The sequence below is a fragment of the Staphylococcus sp. HL28 genome (assembly GCF_021117155.1).
Taxonomy (GTDB): Bacteria; Bacillota; Bacilli; order Staphylococcales; family Staphylococcaceae; genus Staphylococcus; species Staphylococcus warneri.
Genome location: NZ_CP088218.1, coordinates 1700235 through 1715864 on the forward strand (window position 1 = coordinate 1700235; position 15630 = coordinate 1715864).

The 15630-nt window shown below is 34.0% G+C and carries 18 protein-coding genes and 1 tRNA gene; 1 reads left to right on the forward strand and 18 read right to left on the reverse strand.

Annotation, left to right across the window (positions count from 1 at the left end):
* Positions 1–17: 17 nt before the first annotated feature.
* Together LPC11_RS08130 and LPC11_RS08135 are read right to left on the reverse strand one after the other, a co-directional pair.
* A complete protein-coding gene (locus LPC11_RS08130; RefSeq protein WP_002450638.1) occupies positions 18–152 on the reverse strand; it encodes a beta-class phenol-soluble modulin in 135 nt (44 codons plus the stop codon).
* A gap of 35 nt (positions 153–187) precedes the next feature.
* Positions 188–322: a beta-class phenol-soluble modulin gene (locus LPC11_RS08135; RefSeq protein WP_017637181.1), complete on the reverse strand. Its 135-nt coding sequence runs from the start codon at positions 320–322 to the stop codon at positions 188–190.
* A gap of 365 nt (positions 323–687) precedes the next feature.
* Between LPC11_RS08135 and LPC11_RS08140 the strand changes: the two genes are divergently transcribed.
* Positions 688–761: transfer RNA gene (locus tag LPC11_RS08140), tRNA-Arg, on the forward strand.
* Between the two features lie 355 nt (positions 762–1116).
* On the opposite strand, the gene LPC11_RS08145 is transcribed toward LPC11_RS08140, so the two are convergent.
* The 16 genes from LPC11_RS08145 to LPC11_RS08225 all read right to left on the reverse strand — a co-directional run bounded on the left by LPC11_RS08145 (position 1117) and on the right by LPC11_RS08225 (position 15620).
* Positions 1117–1566 (reverse strand): DUF2335 domain-containing protein, encoded by a 450-nt coding sequence (locus LPC11_RS08145; RefSeq protein WP_058709630.1) that lies wholly within the window; start codon positions 1564–1566, stop codon positions 1117–1119.
* Positions 1556–1771, reverse strand: a complete 216-nt coding sequence (locus LPC11_RS08150) for a hypothetical protein (RefSeq protein ID WP_058709629.1) — start codon at positions 1769–1771, stop codon at positions 1556–1558. The genes LPC11_RS08145 and LPC11_RS08150 overlap by 11 nt, the downstream gene beginning before the upstream one ends.
* A 979-nt stretch (positions 1772–2750) precedes the next feature.
* Entirely contained in the window at positions 2751–4163 is a 1413-nt protein-coding gene (locus LPC11_RS12570) for an N-acetylmuramoyl-L-alanine amidase (RefSeq protein WP_058709628.1), read from the reverse strand.
* A gap of 11 nt (positions 4164–4174) precedes the next feature.
* Entirely contained in the window at positions 4175–4426 is a 252-nt protein-coding gene (locus tag LPC11_RS08165) for a phage holin (RefSeq protein WP_058709627.1), read from the reverse strand.
* 37 nt (positions 4427–4463) lie between these two features.
* A complete protein-coding gene (locus LPC11_RS08170) occupies positions 4464–5015 on the reverse strand; it encodes a hypothetical protein (RefSeq protein WP_231307212.1) in 552 nt (183 codons plus the stop codon).
* On the reverse strand, positions 5015–5515 hold the full coding sequence (locus LPC11_RS08175) for a hypothetical protein (RefSeq protein WP_058709625.1): 501 nt from the start codon (positions 5513–5515) through the stop codon (positions 5015–5017). The genes LPC11_RS08170 and LPC11_RS08175 overlap by 1 nt, the downstream gene beginning before the upstream one ends.
* A gap of 30 nt (positions 5516–5545) precedes the next feature.
* Positions 5546–5719, reverse strand: a complete 174-nt coding sequence (locus LPC11_RS08180) for an XkdX family protein (protein WP_019236240.1) — start codon at positions 5717–5719, stop codon at positions 5546–5548.
* On the reverse strand, positions 5712–6128 hold the full coding sequence (locus LPC11_RS08185; protein ID WP_058709624.1) for a hypothetical protein: 417 nt from the start codon (positions 6126–6128) through the stop codon (positions 5712–5714). Before LPC11_RS08185 ends, LPC11_RS08180 begins: the two co-directional genes overlap by 8 nt.
* A 10-nt stretch (positions 6129–6138) precedes the next feature.
* The gene (locus LPC11_RS08190; protein WP_058709623.1) at positions 6139–7488 is read right to left on the reverse strand and encodes a BppU family phage baseplate upper protein; all 1350 of its coding nucleotides are present in this window, start codon (positions 7486–7488) and stop codon (positions 6139–6141) included.
* Positions 7489–7541: 53 nt separating this feature from the next.
* Positions 7542–9422, reverse strand: coding sequence for a glucosaminidase domain-containing protein (locus tag LPC11_RS08195; protein ID WP_058709622.1), 1881 nt, complete (start codon positions 9420–9422; stop codon positions 7542–7544).
* A 49-nt stretch (positions 9423–9471) separates the two neighbouring features.
* Complete coding sequence (locus LPC11_RS08200; RefSeq protein ID WP_050969111.1) at positions 9472–9867, reverse strand: hypothetical protein; 396 nt, start codon at positions 9865–9867, stop codon at positions 9472–9474.
* Positions 9854–10270: a hypothetical protein gene (locus LPC11_RS08205; RefSeq protein WP_050969110.1), complete on the reverse strand. Its 417-nt coding sequence runs from the start codon at positions 10268–10270 to the stop codon at positions 9854–9856. Before LPC11_RS08205 ends, LPC11_RS08200 begins: the two co-directional genes overlap by 14 nt.
* Positions 10271–10282: 12 nt before the next feature.
* A complete protein-coding gene (locus tag LPC11_RS08210; protein WP_058709621.1) occupies positions 10283–11440 on the reverse strand; it encodes a BppU family phage baseplate upper protein in 1158 nt (385 codons plus the stop codon).
* A gap of 11 nt (positions 11441–11451) precedes the next feature.
* A complete protein-coding gene (locus tag LPC11_RS08215) occupies positions 11452–13326 on the reverse strand; it encodes a M14 family metallopeptidase (protein WP_058709620.1) in 1875 nt (624 codons plus the stop codon).
* A gap of 10 nt (positions 13327–13336) precedes the next feature.
* Positions 13337–14653 (reverse strand): tail tube TT1 domain-containing protein, encoded by a 1317-nt coding sequence (locus tag LPC11_RS08220; protein WP_119176396.1) that lies wholly within the window; start codon positions 14651–14653, stop codon positions 13337–13339.
* A 10-nt stretch (positions 14654–14663) separates the two neighbouring features.
* A complete protein-coding gene (locus LPC11_RS08225) occupies positions 14664–15620 on the reverse strand; it encodes a phage tail domain-containing protein (RefSeq protein WP_231307213.1) in 957 nt (318 codons plus the stop codon).
* Positions 15621–15630 lie beyond the last annotated feature (10 nt).

Below are 15630 nucleotides of genomic sequence, written 5' to 3' on the forward strand. Positions count from 1 at the left end.
AGTTTTTTGATTTCGACTTAGAATCCGAATAATTTACCTAATACACTTACACCGTTTTCTACGATGCTTACAATGCTTGTGCCTAATTTTGCGCCGTCATGTCCTTGTGCCGCTTGTACTGTGTTTGCGATTGCTTCTGCTAATTTTGTCATAATTCAAAACTCCCTTTATTTAGATATTTTTATAATTAAAATCCGAATAATTTACTTAACACACCTACACCGTTTTCTACAATACCTACGATGCTTGTGCCTAATTTTGCGCCGTCGTTATTAACGCCAGCTTCAACAGTATCTTTAATTGCTTTGAATAAACCTTCCACGATAAACACTCCTTAATATTTATTGTTCAAAAGTTACTTTCAAAAACTGTTGTCATTGATGTCGTGTTGTTTATCTATCGTTTTGTTATCTATACTATATAACTTGTACGCAATTATTTGGAGATTTGTTCTTAATTAGACAATTAGAACTCAAAACTGTAAAATCGCTTACAAAATTGAACAGTTAGGCACACTAAACTGAATTGCATTCAATTTAATAGTCCTTGAACCTTAAACTTAACGATCATTAAGTTGATTTTCTGTTTAATAACACTACTATAGTGAAAAATATAAACATTTTTTATAACATAGCTATTGCTAATTACTGATTATTTAGCTATAATAATTCTTGTGTTAAAAAAAATGTCCTGGTAGCTCAGCTGGATAGAGCAATGGCCTTCTAAGCCATCGGTCGGGGGTTCGAATCCCTCCCAGGACGCTAATAACCAAAAATTAAACACTTTTTAAAATTAAGAATCCCATAACGACGGGGTTCTTTTTATTTTGTCTATTAATAACACACCATATAAAACCAATTTTTAGGGACTTTTTAGGGACCCGAGTCCCTAAAAAAATCCGCCCTCAATAAAGAACGCGGACAAAATATTAGAAAGATCTATTTTTGGAAGGTGGAACTAAGTAGTTCCAATAACAATGCTAACATTTTTAAGAATAAAAAGCCACGCTCATAAAGAACGTGGCTAGTAGAATATAGTATCTTAATTTTAATGCAAGGCGTTATCGTTAAGTATATTATAGCATAAAAATAACCGTACCAGTTAAGATACGATTGCTTATTCAGACTTATGAGAGGTTGCCTTTAATATGTTAGCAACTATACTACCCAATGATAGCGTTCCAATTATACCTGAAGCCCAAGGTTGGCCTACAATACCTAAAATTACTGAACCTGTAATGCCAAACGCGGAAACTATTGTACTACAAATAACTCCGATAATTGTTAACTTATCGTTACTTTCATAATATTTTTCTTGTTCGCTTTTTGTTAGTTCAATTCGATTTTCTTGTTCGTTTTCAGCCATTTTTAAAATTCTATCACCTGCACCAGGTAAAGCTTTCTCGTACTCGTTGAATTCCTTAGCATCCGGCAATGGCCCACTTTTAGTTATAGATAGCTTACGCATAATGACTTCGCGTTCTTCTGGATCAGCTTCATCCACCAATCTTTTTAATACTTCTGCGTCTTCTTCGTGCGTCACTTCTTCTATTTTATTATCTTCCATTATACATCAATTCTCTTTTACTGAAATTAGTCATTGATTTATTAATATCTTCACCTATAACATACCAATCATTATTAAGTTCTACTGAGTCTGTTTTAGATTCTATAAATTCTCTATGGCGACGAATTTTTTCTTTGCCTATTTCCGCATTCAAATCCCCAGAAATCAAATATGCTTGTTTTAATATTTTAATTAGTTTTGGCATAATGATCTCCCTCCTTTAATTTTATTATATACTACTTTTTATGCTTTTTGTAAATTTATTAGATGTTTTCACATAAAAATAAGGCAACCGTCGCAACAGTTACCTCAAGTACACTCCTCAAATATGTACCGCAATTTCTATTTTATTATACCATATTTGCGAGTGACATTCATGTCAGTCACAAAGCTAGTAAATTACTAAAAATCTAGTAGAAAATAACACACCAATATCATGTGTAATGGATAATACTATGTAATGATTATTCTTAGTCTCTCTAATTAAAAAGTTTATTAAAATAAAAAGAGGACGATCTTTAAGACCGCCCTACAAAAACTGATAATAACGTATCAATTTATACATTAATTGTCAGCAAACATACACATCTCTTTCTAACAATAATAATACACATTGTTTTATATAAAGTCAAATAAAAAAACCGTCCAGTGGCATGCATAGACGGTTAGATGGATTTTTCAGTTTTTGAAATTTCTGTCGTTTCATAATTTTGATGCATGTTCTCATATTGTAACATAATAATACCACCCAGTGACATGCATAGGTGGTTATTAGGAACATAACAATTCATGAATTTAAAACAGCATTGATAATTTTATAGCATGTAATGTACATCATAACACAAAAAAACAGGGCAGTCACTAGGACTACCCCTTGCCAGTGTCTCCCAAGCGAAATCCAAAGGACTTGTTGGTACCCATTTACATTTTAACAAAAAAATAGGACAGCCGAAAGGGCTGCCCTAAAAAGAGAAAAAATATGAATATAAAATATCTTATAACTAAACTGGATTGAAATCCATAAATAGCTTAACATATTATTTCCACTTAACGAAACCACATTACTATTTTTTACACAAAAAAAGAGGTAGTCCCCACGACTACCTCTGAATAGAGAAAAAAGTAACTATCTAAAACATCTTATAACTAAACTGGATTGAAATCCATGTATATAATGTAACATATTATTTCCACTTAATGGAACCCCAATACTTCTCTTTTTTAATTCTTTCTTGCTTATCCGTTATCTTACATAATGCACAGTAGAAATAACCTGATGATGGATTAGTAGGATATTTGAATTTCGCCCACCAATAGCCATCTTTTTTTGTAATGCTGACAAAGTCTACCCATTGATTTGATAATAACCAATCAGAACTTGGAACTACAGAACCTTTCAAGCTTGGACTACGTCTTACTTTGATTGTTGTATTAGTAGTAAATCTGCCTTTCCAATTCCATGTGATCTGCTTTTCTTTCTTTTTCTCTTTTGATTTCTTGAGTAATTTAGATTCTGCTTTCTTGTTACTAAATTTGGGACGTACAAACCACATTTGTGTGTCGTATTCGTGTTTACGACGTGTGACCGTTTCCCAACCAGTTCCATTATTGATTGGTCCACTTGTCCAACCACCACCGAGCCAATTTTGCTCAAATACAACGATGTAGTCAAGTGTAGCCTCAACGACCCAAGCTACATGACCCCAACCATCGCCCATTTGTTCTCCCCAAACGACTAAATCGCCTGGTTTAGCTAAAAAACTAGGTGTGTTTTTATATACTGTAGCCTCATTTTTAAACTTATCTTTATTATAAGCATTAAAAGGAATGTCTTTCGCTCCATTACCTTTAAGTTCATGATCAAATAATTTATCCCAACCTACATTTGCGTAATCGACACATTGAAAAGCTGCGTACAAGTCATAATCGTATTGCTTACCTTCTGTAGATTTTAACCATTTTACGAATTCATCACGTGTAAATGATGTCGCACCTTTTTCTACTTTCACTGGTGTAGCTTTAACCTTTACATTTTGTTTGTAGTATTTAGCGACTAACTTATCAAGATTTGATGTATTTCTGCCATATCCCGACGCCTCTAATGCATTGCCTGGATCTTGTTTATCTGCTTGAATATCTTGATGTCCTGGCATTCTAGTTTTGTAATCAATATGCCAATACTCTGAAAGATATGCTAATACTCTAGCACCATTGTCTAACGCTTTTCTACTACGTTCTCTATCACTGAAATAACATATTTCAACACCTATCGCTACATCGTTAGCGTCTTTGTTGTACCAAATGTTATCTGTAGGGGCGTCATAGAGTACATGCCAAGCTTTCTCTGTTGTTGGTATACAAATGATACATTCTTTATCGTCAACGAATATATGAGCACTAGCTACGTTATTCCAAGGTATATTATAAGTGTTTTCATAATAGGTCACATTCGATTGAGCAGTTGTATTAATATTACCAGTATCATGTGCAACGATGAATTGTGGTTTTCCACCATCCATTGTTTCGCCATATCGGCGCGTTCCTTTTGTTAGTAATTGATATCTTACTTTAACACCTTTCCAATTCTCTGTAGCCATTGATAACACTCCTATTTTAAATTATTTTCTTTTAAGTATTCTTCTTGTGCTTTTGAATGCGAGTGAATAACATATGTGTTTTTATAGACGCCATATATCGCAATTACAAAAGGTACTATTGACGTAGCGAAGTTTTGCCATGCGTCTAATTTATCTGGCATTAAAAAAGGAACTTCGATTCCATTTGCTTTTAATGCAAGGTATAAAGCCCCTAACATACCACCAAATAATCCAATGTATTGTTTTAATTTATCTGCAGTCATTTGATTATCTCCTTTTGAGTAAAATAAAAAGCCAACCTTAAAGGTTAGCTTTGTAAGTGAATTGTTTTTCCGGAATTGCATGACCGTTATAGATGTAACTAGCAGTTAGCGTGCCTTTTTCTTGATTTGCTAGCGTATATACAATATCAACGTTGTTCGTAATACTATTTATTTCTGGAAAATTGAACTCGCCACTTTCTAGTACTAAATCAATATTTAATTTAAATTGAAGAGGCAATTCAAAAAATAATGTGTTTTTAAAATAATCAATCATTTCATTCAGCTTAAAATATTTTTTGTTAGGTAATGCATTGATATAGTCTTTGAAATAATATTCTAGTATATCTCTGTCATAGTTTTTAACTGATTCACTATCTACGAATAGTTCTACATAGATTGGTTCTGGCAAATTTGGGTCATCTTCTGTTGTATATTTTAACAACCAACAATCCAATTGACCTTTGTGTTCTAACCAATCATCACGCATAATTTCTACAACTTTCTCTGCGATTGGCTCCGTTTCAACTACGACCCAATTTTGCGTTTTCTCATCATAAAATTTTAAAACGCCATTTGTCATACCTGCCATTATTTAGTCACTCCCGTATCTATCCAAATTTTATTTTTATCAGTAGGTGGTTGATTACCTATAACGAAGTCAGAACCACTGTCTTGTTTAATCATGCCGTTTTTTAGGCCATATGCTAAAATGTCATCCCACAAATTATGCGTTTCTACATTAATTATCTGACGACCAATGACACTTTCAGTCACTTGTATCTTCGTTTTACTATCAGATGGAAAAACATAGCGATTGTCGACCCAAATTTCTAAGGTATAAGTCCCTGCAGGTATGATTTGATTAATCACTACATCGCATACATAGGCATTGTCTGATTGCTTAACTGTCGTATCGTAGATATATTTGACACCTGTCGAATCAGTTAAGTAAACTTTTGCAGGTAAGTCGTTAAGGTTTAAATCGTCACTATTAGCGTCAGTTAAGATGTATGTCATATGTGATAGGTCGCCCTGTTTGATACGATTACCGTCACTTGATTGGTTTAGATTTAATACGTTACTGATCATGTGTAACCTCCTAAAAAAACCAACCTACAACTAAATGTTATAGATTGGTTCGAATTCGTTTACGTTTTTTCCTGTTAGCTTTGTAAATTCTTCAGCTGTAATAACTTCGCATTCGTAATAAATTAAAATTTCTTCGTCAGTGTAGCAACCTTTGTCATAAAAGTATTTAACATCTTCGTAAGTTGGATATTTAAATCTATTCATTTACTTTAGCCACCTTTTCTAATTCAGTCATTTTTAATAACAATGCTGCGACGTTTTGTTCTAGCTTATCTGTCTTTTCTTTGTTGACTTGCAATTCACTCGCAAGTTTTGAATTTTCGATACTTGCCATTGATAACTGTAATTGCAATTTAGATACTTTCACATCTGTTTCGTTAGGGGTTTGTGGTTGTTCTTCTCTTGCTTTCAAATCAAAATATTCCAATTCAGATAAACCATGCCACTCATTTGTATCAAAGTTAAAACTTAGTGGGTATTCTTCAGTGAAATATAAGTCTTTAGGTGGTTCTATTTCGGTATATTTTGCGTCGGGATAAATGAATTCATTCTCATTATTTTTCATTACTAAAAACGGTTTTCCGTTTGATAAATATACAGTTTTAGCGTCCATCTTTTACCTCCTATAATCTGATAGTAATATCGATTGGGTACCAGTCAGTTTCAGCCATATCTGAAGGCTGAAAACTCACAAAGTCTAATGCTATAGTGCCATCTTTCTTTATAAACCATCTTGCTGTTGTAGCTAAACTGTTCTTAGCTGAGCTATTTTGAAGGAAAGGTACATCTCTATTTAGTTGTGATACTACGTTAGTAGGTAAAGTCGCGATAACTGTTTTTGTAGCTTTTATATTCTTAACTGCCCCCATGATTGATAATTCAAGCATTCCTCTATCATTAATAAAGCGATATTTCGGTAAACTAGAAGAACTATAAGCAGTTACGCCATTTGCCAAAGTTAAATTTTGCCAACCAGTGTCACTGAAATTAGCATTTAATTTTTGCCATAACGTCCATGTTGTTCCTTGTCTGAATCTTGTATATACATCATTAGTTGAAGTTATAAAAATGATTGATCCATAGCTACTATTTGGATTATCTGGTAGGTTAGAATAAAAATTCGCAATCACTGTACCTATACCAGTGTAACCAAATGGACCATTTATACATGAAGTGAAATAGTAATTACCGGACTTATATATTGCGCTTATATCTAAATCTTTTTGAGGTGTTAAAGTGCCATCATCATTAGTTAATTTGTATTTTTGCCATTTAGAGAAATCCGGTAATTTAGGCATTAGTTTAGCAAGTTGTTCTTGTGTGAAATCCTCATAAGTAAATGATTTACCGTCAACACCATCTGTACCAGGTGGCCCTGCTGGTCCTTGTTTACCGTCAATACCATTAACGCCATCAATACCATTTTTACCGTCTTTACCATCTTTGCCCGGTTCGCCTTTTTCTCCTTTTTCGCCTTTAAACATATCGATATTAGATTTCATTATCTTTTCAACAATACCGTCTAATAAATCAACATGTATCTCTTTCCCAACGGCTTGTGTTAAGCCACTGTCATTAATAGCAAAGAAGAAATCAGCTACATGTGAGCTATCATCTGTGTTGTTTTTATCTACTAAAAATAGCTTACATTGGACTTGTCCTACATGACGCGTAACGTAATCAGATACTAAATATCTAACGTGACCATCTTCGGCTTTAATAACCTCTAGTGGCTCATTAGAGAATATAGAACCGTCTTGAGTGAATAAATGTAATGTTGGTTTGAATGTTGTTTGATTTAAATTGATAGGAATATAGTTAGTATCTTCGCTAAACAGATTTTTCTTTTTTAAGTAAATATCAATAACAGAAGTTGAGTTATCCATTGTATACAAATTAATGTTGATATTACCTAAATTAACGCCCTGTTCATTAATTTTAGCGTCTACTTTTCCGCCTTTGTACAATTCCATCAAAACACCTCTTTCATCATAATTAAAGGGCTACACACTCACAGTGCATAACCCTATTGTTTATATCTATCGCGTAAGAAATATTCGCCTTTCAATCCCATGCGATCATAGTAACTCTTAATCATACTTGCTTGTATTTGTGCCCAACGAACATCAGTCGCATATTGATGGTTACCTGGATTTTGTGGATTCCAACGCATTCTGTATAACGTTTGTTGTCCTTGATCAATATAACCACGACGCACAAATCTAGCGCCGCCCATAATACCTTTGGCCGGAGTCGTCCAACCTTCGCGTCTTGCAAATGGTATCGCATTATCTGGATTGTTATCATATGCACCAATGCCAAAGTAATTATAAACACCAGCTCGTCCACTAGCATAATACGAAGTACCATTTCCACTTTCTAAAAATGCATGTGCCATTAGATAAACTTCGTTCAAATCATACTTCTTACATGCTGCTGCTACGGCTTTACCTTGACCGCTTAATGAGCCCTTACCTTTTAGAATTTTGTTCAATTTACTAACTGATATGCCTTGGTATTTTCCTAGATTCAACATTTGATATTTTTGAGTGCCACTGTTCCAAATTTCTAAACTGTTCATAGCTTTCAAAGTAGCCGCTCGACTCGCATTATACCAACCATTACCGTAGTTGATTTGTGGCGCTTTAGTCATCTGTATACTAACTGCTCGCGCAAAAGTATAGTTACTGTAATGTACTTTTACTTTTGCTTTAGTGCTACTATGACTTGAGCTGCTTGAACTGCTAGAACTGCTTGAGCTACTAGGTTTATCAACTTTTATAACTGTTTTTGTTGTTTTAGATTTTGATAAATCTTGAATAAGTGATTTTCTATCGTTATACAGTTTTAACAACTCTTTTTTTACTTTCTCAAGCGTTGCTTTGCTTGGTAAACCGTCTACAACATTATCAAAGTTGCCGTGCTCTAAAATAGTACGCCACATACTACCATCAATTTTTATGGTTGACGTTTTAAGTGGTATCTTGAAAAAGTCCAATTGTTCTTTGATGAATACAAGGGCATATATCTCACTTAACAGAAAATCTGATTTTGTATCGCTATAATCTCCAGCTATTTCTACGACAATATTTTCTGGATCACTAGGAACAATGTTCTCCATTAATCGAGGTTGCCAAATATGATCCTTATCGATGTAAAAATGTGGGTATTCTTTTTCATCTCCGTATTTGTTTCTGTCGAAGTACAAGTCTTGAACACTACACATTGTTTGTGCATTCTTAATAGTTACACCTTTAGGATTGTGACCGCGTAATTTACCTCTGATGATTCTATGAGGTATAAATTCCGGTTCGTTGATTTCTTCCGGATCTTCTCCAACAGTAACAGTGATTACTTTAGTATCTTTCTTTTCTTTTTTGTTACTATTTTTATCACTGCTAGATGGCTTGTCGTCATCATCATCTTTTTTATCTGGTTTGTCTGCTGGTTCTGTTTTGTATGGAGGTCTAACGAAATAGAGACTTCCCCCACGGCCACCATAATCATGGTTAACGATTGCTGCTTTACTACCGTAATACTGGTTAGCGTTATACCAGTTTTGATCAACACAACGGAAATGACTTTTGTCACTAGGACCTACAACAATTGCTGTATGACCTGCCCAACCATACGTCCAAACCGCAACATCGCCTGGCTTAGGTACAAATGAACCATGATTACGATATATCTTCCATGTTCTATTAGGGTACTGTGAACGGTTCGCCATTGCATTTGCGTTCCCCCATGTTCTGAATCCCCAATACCGTTCAAAAATATAGTTTGGTAGATCCCAACATTGGTAGCCCAGCCGACCATCGATGTTTACACCTTTATTATTTTTAGCTAGCCATTTAGCCCATTCAACTACATCTGACGCAGTTGGTTTACCACTTGAAGGCAATGCCATATAAACACCTTCTTTCGCCTAAAATAAAAAGCCGACGCATTGCGTCGACTTAAAATAAATATTGTGCTAAACCAATTGCTGCAATTAAAACACCAAATCCACCACTAATAAAAGCCACAGTGATTTGCACACTATTTTTTTGTTTTTCTGAAATACTACCTTCAATTTTTTGTATATCATTACCATGTTTTTTTACTGTGTAATTAATGTCTTTGATCGCGTCCCACTGCTTATAGTTAGTGTCATTCATGATTTTAATTTGTTCGTTTGTCTCTTTTTGAACTTCATAAGTTTGCCTCTGATACATATTACCTTCAACAATTTTTTCTTTTAAATCACTAATTGAATTTGTATGTTTTTCATCAACGTCATTAATACGATCAAGTAGGTTTTCACGTGACTTCCACCATTCCTCATAAGTAACGTGTTTTTTATCTTCTGTCATAAATGTCAGCACCTCCGACAAAGCCAATACTAAAACAAAGCGCTGATAAGATACTGAATTGAATTGTTGATAACCAGTTAATCGCATTATAGATACTTGCGCTTGTCATTAAAAAGTATAGAAAAGCACAACCGAAACCACCGATAAATAAGAACCAACTGTATTTGTTACTTGTTTTCTGTTTAGGTAGGAAGTAGACAGAAATAGCTAGAATGATACTAAAAATCATGATGATAATTCCCCAACACCAAATTGGCATGATTTGGTGTAACGCTAAATAAAAATCACTATCACTCAATACACTTTCTTGTTCTTTGAAAAAGAAAAAACCTCTGATGAACGTATAAAATGCTAATCCTAATACTAAAAGAAAATTAAGCGTTTCATTGATATTATATTTCATTTTATACACGTCCTATTTCAACATGATATTACTTGTAGCGTCATACCAACTGCCCCAACCTGTTGACGTTCCCATCATGTTGCGTGAATAAATTTTGTGCTTATTATATGGCATGAACAATATTTTTTTGTAAGTTGAGCTACGTGCTAATACAAAAGCGTAACCGCTTTGATTGTCAGGATCCGGAGAATTAATCGGATTGTATAGATAATAAAGTCCCGACTTATCAATTTTACTCATTTTTTCTAAATCTGGATTTTCAATTTTAGGTATATAACCGTCTTTATCGGTTAAAGCGAATTGTTGCATAGCTATTTTTGCGATTGACGTGTCGACTTTTTCTTGAATCAATTTATCTAAACCACTTGAAATAGCAGTTAAGTCGCTAGTATTGGCTTTTTTACCTAGCTCGTCAGTAAATTGTTTATTTGTTACATAATTAGACAATTCACGGATTAATTGATCGTTATTCACTAAACCCTCTGTTTTAATATTTAATTTATCTGTAACCTCTAGCAATTTCGTATCTATTACATTTAATCTATCTGTAATATCCTGTTGTGTTTTATCTGAGAATGAATTCATTTCTTGTTTAAGGTCATTCACTTGTTTAATGAAATTGTTTTTTAAACCATTAACAAATGCTGTAAATTCTGCTTGTGCATTTTCAATACTTTCGAAGTTCTTTGATACATTTGCTATCTTTTCTTTAAAGTCATCTACTAGATCATCAATTTCGCGTATATAACGAATCTTAATATCGCTATCAATTTGATTGATTAAAGCGTCTTTAACTCTGAATCGGAATTCATTTAAAACGACTGTATCTTTACGACCTACTGCAGTGATATAAATCTGACCAGTTACATAAGTGTCTGTCGCAGCTTTTAAAAAGTCATTGTCTAAAGTAAGTCTAATAATACCGTCCATTGGTTTAACATATTCAACTTTTACACGACCAGTTGATGAGCCATTTTCAGAAATGAAATAGGCATAAGTTACAGTGTTGACCGAGCTGATTTCTAACGGAAAATCATTTTTTAATACTTGAAACGTTAACACTGCGGTATTGATATCCATATTATAAAAACCGATACCCTCATCAGATATCGGTCTTAAATACGGTTCATCTACACTTTTTATAAAAGCCTCTTTATATAATCCGTCCATTTTCTAGCCTCCTACTTCTTGTTAATAATCTCGTTTCTTACATCAAATGCTGTTGGTTTATCTGGATAAATTTGGTCAAATGTTCTTTCTTTCTGGTTACCGTATTTCGTTGATGTGAACATTTGTACTGCGTTATGTGAGTGCGACGGTGTAAATTTCACATTCAATATCATATTAAGAATTTTTGCCACGCCCTCTTTACGCATAACATCAACAACCGCCATAACTTCATTTGTACGTTTAACATCGTCTGGCGAAGTTGTAGAGTATTGGACTGGTGCAATCGCATTTAACGGTATGGTGTGAACACCCGCTTTAAATTTGTGTTCTACTTTAAATAGTTGTCGTTTTCTTGTCTTACCGTTACCACTAAACGGATTATAGTTTTGTACAACTCCCGGATTAACACCAAACGTCGTATCTTTTGAAAGCTCAACAGTAATTGAACCATTCAATTCTACAAAACCATTTCCAGTTACTTTAAATCGTTGTTGTGTCATTAGCATACGTTGATAACCGTCTTTCGCAACTAATGAGAATGGTTTAATACCTGTTGAATTGTAACGACTACTATAGACAAATGATTTAACTATCGGTTCTGTCGCAGTTCGACCGGCGTTATTGCTTTCCATCGTTGCAAGTTTAGCTAATATATTGCCTAGGAAATAGACTGAACGCCACATTTCTGGCGCTGAACGTGGTTTCCCTGCACGTCCTTCATAAACTTCTGGTAAGAAAGAAGTGATGTTTTTAGAAATACCTACCCAGTTGCTGAACGATGACAATGTACTGGATCCCCATGTAATATAGTCACCATAATTCGACATATCACTTAATAGGTTCGTCATATCGTTGTTTGGTTGGTTTGAAAATCTAGGGTAAAACAGACAATAGTCACTAACTTGTGAAATGATGTTGTGACAATCCATATGGCCTGCAAAACGTCCTAAACTTTCAACTAATGATTTCATATTTCTGCTTTCTCTTTCACTAAATGGCTTAGAACCTTTGTAGTTTTTACCTGATGAACTTTTACCACTACCATTTTCCCAATAATAATCAAAGTTACGGTTTAAATCGACATTATTGGAGTTTTCGCGTTCATTGTTAGCAAAGCCCCATGGATTAACGATTGGTACAACTACCAATCTTACATTTTTTCGAAGATAGGCTAAATGTGGGTATTTATGCCATTCGTTTACCATTAAGTTTAGTAATCGACTCAATGCATAAAATGCACTATATTCATTACCATGAATGCACGATGTAACTAAAATTGTTTTACTGTAATTTTGTGGTTGGAATGTATAGCTATAAACGTTATAAGTATTCGATTGGTCTTTACCAACATACTTTTTAAAGCAATACTTATTATCGACAAATACATCATAAAACGCTTTTAGATTTTCTGTTGGATCACTTGATAAAGGCGTTTCATTAACACCTTTTTCTGCACTAGGAATGAATGGAGGTATAAATAAATGCGTTGCGTCATCAGTGACATTTAATACTTTTTGAGTATCTTCGCTGATTGACGCAAAGTCGTGTCTTAAACGTTCTGATAATATTTTGTGATTTTGACCGTCCATTGACGTTCGACTATCTCTTACCTCTTGTTGCCCATTACCTAACGTACCTAACACAAGGTTTCTGATACGTTGACTTTGGTATGTTAATTCTTGACCTACATTTACGCTTGGACCGGTTGGCAAAGTATATTTGATTTGCTCAGAATTATGAGCTTGTTTATCAATACGACCATGTTTATACAATATTTCTTCGATATTGAATAACATATCTCTAACCGCGATAAAATTCAGTTCGTTTTCACGAACAAATCTCGAACCGAAAATTGTCTCAAGGTCGGTATATATGGTTTTTCTCATGTTAAACCTCCTATTTCAGTTTTAAATTACCGTCTTTATCGACGATAATTTCAGCCTTTGTTAAATCAACACTCGTTCCATCTGACTTTTTGGCTTTTAATGCAATGTTAGTAATTTGGTCTAGTTTCTTTTTATCTTCAGATGACATTAAACCGTCTTTTTCATCACTAGCTACAGAAATATCATCAATTAACTTTTGATTCGTTCTAATAGCTGCACTTGATCTTGAGGTAGTCATTTTATAATTCTTAACAAAATTACTTTTACCACCTAAACCACCAACGGCACTTGCCGCCTCACTAACACGTTTTCTATATCTATCGCTACGTTTGAAATCGCCTAAAACAACATCTTGGCTAACGATTACATTGTCTTTATCTCTTACACAAGTAACCTCTACAATTCTCACGAATACATTTAATCCTAGTATTGCATGCCTTATGTGTACTGTTTGTGATACTTTGGCTATAGCGTTTGGGTATCTATCGTTTAAAACAATAAAATCGAGGCTAATTGACGTTTTAACAGATGATTCGATAAGTGTTCTTAACTTATCTTGCATTAATTCGGGATCTTTAATTCTGCCGTCCTTAATTGGCGGGGCGTCATATCTTCCTACATCTTTCATGTTAGGATGTTCGAATTTAACAATGAAACCTGGATTTTCTATACCTTCATCATCGTCATAGTCGCCATACCCAACTGCATAGGTGTACAAATCCCCGCTATCTTCCTCTATTTTCATATTATTAGCGTTGATTTCATCATCGATATGATAGTCTGGTTTTTTGCTTAAATATGGCGCAAAAACGAAGATATATTCATCTTTTTTATCATCATATTCAATTTCAAATTCAACATCGAAATGTTCAGTAAACTTTTTGATTAATTCTTCGACACTTTCGCCCTCTCCAGCACTTTCAAATCGAGATGAGCCTAAAGGTTTAGTAATCTTATATTTAAGTCCGGTACCTTTAAAAATTATCTTTAAGAACTTTTCTGCCGTAAAACTACCTTCAATTGAGTCGTATACTCTATAACGTTTGATGATATCTAACGGTTTATATCTACAACTAACTGATACACGTTGATTTTTACCATGTGTTTGTCTATCGATAAGAAAAACAAGATATTCTTTCTTGTCTTTAGGACCTTCTACACGTGATACACTCCAACGTTTTCGAATACCTCTAATAACATCGTAAGTATCTTCATTCTCAATCAAATCGAATTTCAATACTGTATCAGCACCGAGTTTTGAAATCATAGTCGTAGAAGTGTCAACGTACTTGCCACGACCACGCATTGGGCTTATTAAAATTGACATGTTAACACCTCTATAAGTAATAAAATTTCATATCAAACTGCACTAACTTAACAAAATGATTGAATTCAAATTCGTTCCAACCAGGTACAAATTTTGGTTGTGCCCCCGACGATTCGTTATTAATTGGCACACCATTTCTATATGTTTGTGTACCGTCATAGACAATTTTGTCGTTCTTTTTTAGGTTAATACCTTTGATTGTCATAATATCACTGGTACCTAATGAAAAAACAAACGAATCAGTAGCTTTAATATCAGTACCCAATACAATAGTCACTTTCTTGTATAAGTTAGATTGATTGTTAGCAACGTTACCGTGATAATAAACCGCGCTATTATATAGACCGTTAAACGTATAGGTTCTTAAAGAATCGTTCTCATCAAATGGTATGTTCATATCATTCGACCACAGTTCTTTATCTGGTCGTTTTTCTAAATCTAACGATGTCCCAATACTTTCTGCGAATGGTATCTCAGCAGTTTCAAACTTGAGTGAAAAGTTGATTTTCTTTCTGTTTTCTTCTGTAGAAATAACGTCAGAACAAATAACTTGATACTGTCTACCATTTACATAGTAGTTATCGTTAAACGGCTCATGATTCAATACAAGATTGTTATAATCGTCAATTTCTTGATAGTCATCTTCTAGCGGTTGAATAAAACGATAATTTAAATCCCTCGATCTTCTTAATTCTCTAATATAAAACGGTTCTAAATCATTAGTTAACGCGTAAAACTCATCACGTAATCTTGGATTGTCGTTTAACTTAGTAGAAACAACAAAACAGTCAACCGTAATAATACGTTTACGATATTGACTGCTTAATAAAATACGTCCACTTGTATTTTCTTTTGTTTCCCATTGTGTTTCACGCTCGGTACTTTCTATATTCACATTGGTTACTTTAAAACCGAAGTCGCCCAATGTGTATTTCTTACCGTTTTTCTTTTTAATTTCTATATCCATTGAACGACCT

Coding starts and splice junctions, on each gene's coding strand:
- LPC11_RS08130 (WP_002450638.1), bottom strand. CDS start 152: ATGACAAAATTAGCAGAAGCAATCGCAAACACAGTACAAGCGGCACAA.
- LPC11_RS08145 (WP_058709630.1), bottom strand. CDS start 1,566: ATGGAAGATAATAAAATAGAAGAAGTGACGCACGAAGAAGACGCAGAA.
- LPC11_RS08150 (WP_058709629.1), bottom strand. CDS start 1,771: ATGCCAAAACTAATTAAAATATTAAAACAAGCATATTTGATTTCTGGG.
- LPC11_RS12570 (WP_058709628.1), bottom strand. CDS start 4,163: ATGGCTACAGAGAATTGGAAAGGTGTTAAAGTAAGATATCAATTACTA.
- LPC11_RS08165 (WP_058709627.1), bottom strand. CDS start 4,426: ATGACTGCAGATAAATTAAAACAATACATTGGATTATTTGGTGGTATG.
- LPC11_RS08170 (WP_231307212.1), bottom strand. CDS start 5,015: ATGGCAGGTATGACAAATGGCGTTTTAAAATTTTATGATGAGAAAACG.
- LPC11_RS08175 (WP_058709625.1), bottom strand. CDS start 5,515: ATGATCAGTAACGTATTAAATCTAAACCAATCAAGTGACGGTAATCGT.
- LPC11_RS08180 (WP_019236240.1), bottom strand. CDS start 5,719: ATGAATAGATTTAAATATCCAACTTACGAAGATGTTAAATACTTTTAT.
- LPC11_RS08185 (WP_058709624.1), bottom strand. CDS start 6,128: ATGGACGCTAAAACTGTATATTTATCAAACGGAAAACCGTTTTTAGTA.
- LPC11_RS08190 (WP_058709623.1), bottom strand. CDS start 7,488: ATGGAATTGTACAAAGGCGGAAAAGTAGACGCTAAAATTAATGAACAG.
- LPC11_RS08195 (WP_058709622.1), bottom strand. CDS start 9,422: ATGGCATTGCCTTCAAGTGGTAAACCAACTGCGTCAGATGTAGTTGAA.
- LPC11_RS08200 (WP_050969111.1), bottom strand. CDS start 9,867: ATGACAGAAGATAAAAAACACGTTACTTATGAGGAATGGTGGAAGTCA.
- LPC11_RS08205 (WP_050969110.1), bottom strand. CDS start 10,270: ATGAAATATAATATCAATGAAACGCTTAATTTTCTTTTAGTATTAGGA.
- LPC11_RS08210 (WP_058709621.1), bottom strand. CDS start 11,440: ATGGACGGATTATATAAAGAGGCTTTTATAAAAAGTGTAGATGAACCG.
- LPC11_RS08215 (WP_058709620.1), bottom strand. CDS start 13,326: ATGAGAAAAACCATATATACCGACCTTGAGACAATTTTCGGTTCGAGA.
- LPC11_RS08220 (WP_119176396.1), bottom strand. CDS start 14,653: ATGTCAATTTTAATAAGCCCAATGCGTGGTCGTGGCAAGTACGTTGAC.
- LPC11_RS08225 (WP_231307213.1), bottom strand. CDS start 15,620: ATGGATATAGAAATTAAAAAGAAAAACGGTAAGAAATACACATTGGGC.